This window comes from Actinomycetota bacterium, from assembly GCA_005774595.1.
GTDB lineage: Bacteria > Actinomycetota > Coriobacteriia > Anaerosomatales > D1FN1-002 > D1FN1-002.
The window spans coordinates 1-3,542 of record VAUM01000203.1 but is presented as its reverse complement, the minus strand read 5'-3'; the positions used below and the strand labels follow the sequence as shown (position 1 = coordinate 3,542).

5 protein-coding genes are annotated in these 3,542 nt (G+C 68.3%); 3 read left to right on the top strand and 2 right to left on the bottom strand.

The window, feature by feature from the left end:
* Nucleotides 1–55: 55 nt before the first annotated feature.
* Nucleotides 56–1,834, top strand: coding sequence for a hypothetical protein (locus FDZ70_07875; GenBank protein TLM73187.1), 1,779 nt, complete (start codon nt 56–58; stop codon nt 1,832–1,834).
* Between the two features lie 76 nt (nt 1,835–1,910).
* Here FDZ70_07875 and FDZ70_07870 read toward each other — a convergent pair whose 3' ends face one another.
* Both FDZ70_07870 and FDZ70_07865 read right to left on the bottom strand, forming a co-directional pair.
* Nucleotides 1,911–2,318: a type II toxin-antitoxin system VapC family toxin gene (locus FDZ70_07870; GenBank protein ID TLM73186.1), complete on the bottom strand. Its 408-nt coding sequence runs from the start codon at nt 2,316–2,318 to the stop codon at nt 1,911–1,913.
* On the bottom strand, nt 2,308–2,799 hold the full coding sequence (locus FDZ70_07865) for a helix-turn-helix transcriptional regulator (protein TLM73185.1): 492 nt from the start codon (nt 2,797–2,799) through the stop codon (nt 2,308–2,310). Before FDZ70_07865 ends, FDZ70_07870 begins: the two co-directional genes overlap by 11 nt.
* A 36-nt stretch (nt 2,800–2,835) precedes the next feature.
* Between FDZ70_07865 and FDZ70_07860 the strand changes: the two genes are divergently transcribed.
* Nucleotides 2,836–3,072: a ribbon-helix-helix protein, CopG family gene (locus tag FDZ70_07860; protein TLM73184.1), complete on the top strand. Its 237-nt coding sequence runs from the start codon at nt 2,836–2,838 to the stop codon at nt 3,070–3,072.
* Entirely contained in the window at nt 3,066–3,410 is a 345-nt protein-coding gene (locus FDZ70_07855; protein ID TLM73183.1) for a type II toxin-antitoxin system PemK/MazF family toxin, read from the top strand. Before FDZ70_07860 ends, FDZ70_07855 begins: the two co-directional genes overlap by 7 nt.
* The last annotated feature ends 132 nt before the right edge of the window (nt 3,411–3,542 follow it).

Here is a 3,542-nt window from a genome sequence, read left to right as displayed (position 1 = left end):
CGCCCATCCGCGCTCACCCGTCTGGAAGTCAAGTGACCTTCTTCACAGTCCCCGCATGGGGCGTATCGATCTGTCTACGGACTTCGCGTTGGTTGACTTGACGGACCTTGGCGGCCAACGCATCATCCAGGCAATCGCAAAGGATTCTCGAGGATTGTGCCTCGCCTCTGAGGCGCGTCGCCGCTGGGTCCATCGCGGGCTGATGATTCGGTGCACGTCCGTACAGAGGAGGCGGGTCATGTCCTACGCATCACTTCAACGTCGTAGCGTTCATGCGCTGGGGAGGTCGCTGAGACTCCTGCTCGCGATGTGTCTCGCGGTGGCGGCTGTGACTGTCGCCGTGCCCGCTATGGCGGCACCGCCAGAACAGAAGGTCCTCGCGTCCGACGGCGCGGCGTACGATGCCTTCGGCTGGGCCACCGCGATGCAGGGCGACACCGCTGTGGTGGGGGCCCGATATGACGACAACATGGGATCGGCGTATGTGTTCACCCATTCAGGCGGGGCATGGACGCAACGTGCGAAGCTCGTCTCCGCTAGTCGCAGTGTCAATGATGAGTTCGGGCATGCCGTGGACATCGACGGCAACACCATCGTGGTCACGCAGAGCGGCAACGGCGGTGCGGTCCACGTCTACACCGGAGCAGGCGACTCGTGGACCCTGCAACAGACACTCTACCCGGACACGCCCGACTGGATACAGCACGCTGCCATCGACGGCGACACCATCCTGTTCGCTGGCAACGAGCGCGTCTACGTCTACACGCGAAGCGCCGGCACGTGGTCCAAGCAGGCGGTCCTCACCAGTGACTACGGTGCTCCACAGATGTTCGGCTGCGCAGTCGACCTCGATGGAGACACGGCCCTGATAGGCGCCCGCGGTGGCTGGGCCGACGGTTGGTCGGGTTCAGCCTACGTCTTCACCCGTAGCGGCGGCATCTGGAGTCAGCGGGCCAAGCTGGATCCCTCAGTGCGCTTCCCAGGGATGGGGCAGAGCTTCGGCTGCTCGGTCGCCCTTTGCGGCGGTACGGCCGTCATCGGGTCAAACGAGGGTGACCTCGGCAACGGTTCGGTCTGGGTCTTCACCGGAAGCGGCGATACGTGGGCGGAGCGGACCAGAATCCAAGCCTCGGATGGTTCGTGGAACGACTACTTTGGTGCATGGGTCGCGTTCGACGGGGCCAACATCGTGGCGTCGGCGTTCGGCGATGACGGACGCACCGGCTGCGCGTATCGGTTCTCCGGCGCCGGTGGCACTTGGACCGAGCAGGAGATCTACATGGCTTCCGACCGCGCCGGCTGGGATCAGTACGCTGGTCAGCAGGGAGTCGCCATCTCGGGCAACCACATACTGATCGGGAGTCTGTGTGACGACAACGAGAGAGGCGAAGACGCCGGTTCGGCGTACTTCTACGAGCTGGAGGCGCCCCTCGTCACGCAGCGCTACGAGCAGACCGCGCCGCAGCTCGCGTGGGTCGGCGCGTGGTCCTCGGTCGCTCGGACCCAGCTCTCGGCCGGTTCCGCGCGGTGCGCCAGCGGCATCGGCAAGTCGGTGACCGCGACGTTCGACGGCACCGGCATCGATTGGATCGGGGCGAGGACCACCTCGGCGGGCAAGGCGCGCGTCTACCTGGACGGCGTGCTCGTCGCCACGGTCGACCTGTACTCGAACGCGAACCGCTTCGGCGAGGTTCTGTACAGCGTATCGGGTCTCGACAATGGCCCGCACACGCTCAAGATCGAGTGCTTCGGCTCGAAGAACCCGGCATCTGCCGGCACGAACGTATGGATCGATGCCTTCGACGTGACGGGCGAGCTGACCGGCGGGTCGTAGCCGCAGCGCGCTGACACATCGCACGGACACGAGGGCCCCGGCACGCAGCCGGGGCCCTCGTCGCGCGCTGTGCGGGTCAGCGTTCCCGCACCGCCAGCGGCACGCCCGTCAGTCCGAGGTGCCGGTCGGTCGACCAGCATGCGCTCACACGCCTCGCTCGCATCACGTGCAGCCCGACGGCGTCCGCGATCGTCAGGTCCTGGTCGGCGAACCGGCGCAGCAGCTCTGTGGCTGCCGCCTGCTCGGCAGGGCCGACCGGCACGACGGTGAGCGGTGCGAGGTCCTCCACGAGCGCGAGGAACCGCAGCGCGAGCGCACGGTCGAAGCGCCGCAGGAACCACGCGTGGCCCTCGGCGATCACGAGCGGGGTGGTCACCAGCGGAGGCGGGTCGGCGAACAGCGAGCGGAACGCCGCATGGTGCGCGTCGGTGCGGTCCATGAACGCGATCAGCGCCGAGGTGTCGACGTACGCCTCAGTCCTCATGGCCGTACACGACCTCGTCGACGGTGCCGCTCGCGCGCGGGTCTCCGCTCTCGACGATGCCCGCGTAGCGCATCCACGGAGCGCCGGCGTCCGGCGGCAGGGCGGCGAGCAAGGCGCGGTGGACGTACTCCTCGGGCGTGACGCCCGCACGACGCGCCTCGCGCACGGCGGCGTCCCGGTCCTCGCGGGTGACCGCGATCGCGCATCCGTACTGCGACGCGTCCTCCGCCGCGACCGAGCCCTGCGTCGTCAGCTCGATCCCGAGCGCGCGGGCCACCGCCTCCACGCGCTCCAGGGAAGCGGGCCGGTATGCGTCGCGCTCCCAGCGCGCGACCTGCGACTGCTTCACGCCCAGCCGCTCGCCGAGCTCGCGCTGCGAGACGCCGAGCGCCCTGCGCGCGGCCACGAGTGCGGCGCCGATGTCAGATGCGGGGTTCATGCGGTCAGGATAACACGCGAGTGATGATGACGCGAGAAGCATATTGCGACTCGGCTCGCAGGTGGTTATACTCCGGGTATGAAGACGGCCATCTCCATACCCGACGACCTGTTCGCCGAAGCCGACCGGCTCGCTCGGGAGTCGAACCAGTCGCGCAGCCAGCTGTACAGCCGTGCGGTGCGGGAGTACGTCGCCCGTCACTCGGCCGAGAGCGTCACTGCGGCGCTGGACATCGTCTGCGCTGAGGTATCACCGGTCGACACCGCCTTCGTGTCGGCAGCGGCACGCGAGACGCTCGGGCGGACCGAGTGGTGATCTCTCAGGGCGACGTGTGGTGGGCCGAACTCGGTGAGCCGTCAGGCTCCGAGCCGGGCTTCAGGCGTCCGGTCGTCGTCATCCAGGGCGACTCGTTCAACCGGAGCCGCATCCCCACGACGGTGTGCGTCTCGCTCACGAGCGACCTGCGTTGGGCTGACGCGCCGGGCAACGTGCTGCTTCCGGCAGCGGCTACCGGACTGCCGAAGGACTCGGTCGCGAACGTGTCACAGATCGTCACGCTCGACCGCGCGTCGCTGACTGACCGCGCGGGGGCTCTGACGGATGCGAAGCTCGATCTCGTGCTCGCCGGCGTCGACGTCGTTCTCGGACGCTAGCGACCCCTCGCCCCTCGCCCTACGAGCAGCCGCCGCCCGTCATCGCGCACGGCGACGCGGCCCGGCGCGTCGGCGCACCCACCTTGTGCACGCGCGCCTTCGGCCCCTTGTTGCCGAGGATGCACGTGGTGT

Coding starts and splice junctions, on each gene's coding strand:
- FDZ70_07875 (TLM73187.1), top strand. CDS start 56: ATGGGGCGTATCGATCTGTCTACGGACTTCGCGTTGGTTGACTTGACG.
- FDZ70_07870 (TLM73186.1), bottom strand. CDS start 2,318: ATGAGGACTGAGGCGTACGTCGACACCTCGGCGCTGATCGCGTTCATG.
- FDZ70_07865 (TLM73185.1), bottom strand. CDS start 2,799: ATGCTTCTCGCGTCATCATCACTCGCGTGTTATCCTGACCGCATGAAC.
- FDZ70_07860 (TLM73184.1), top strand. CDS start 2,836: ATGAAGACGGCCATCTCCATACCCGACGACCTGTTCGCCGAAGCCGAC.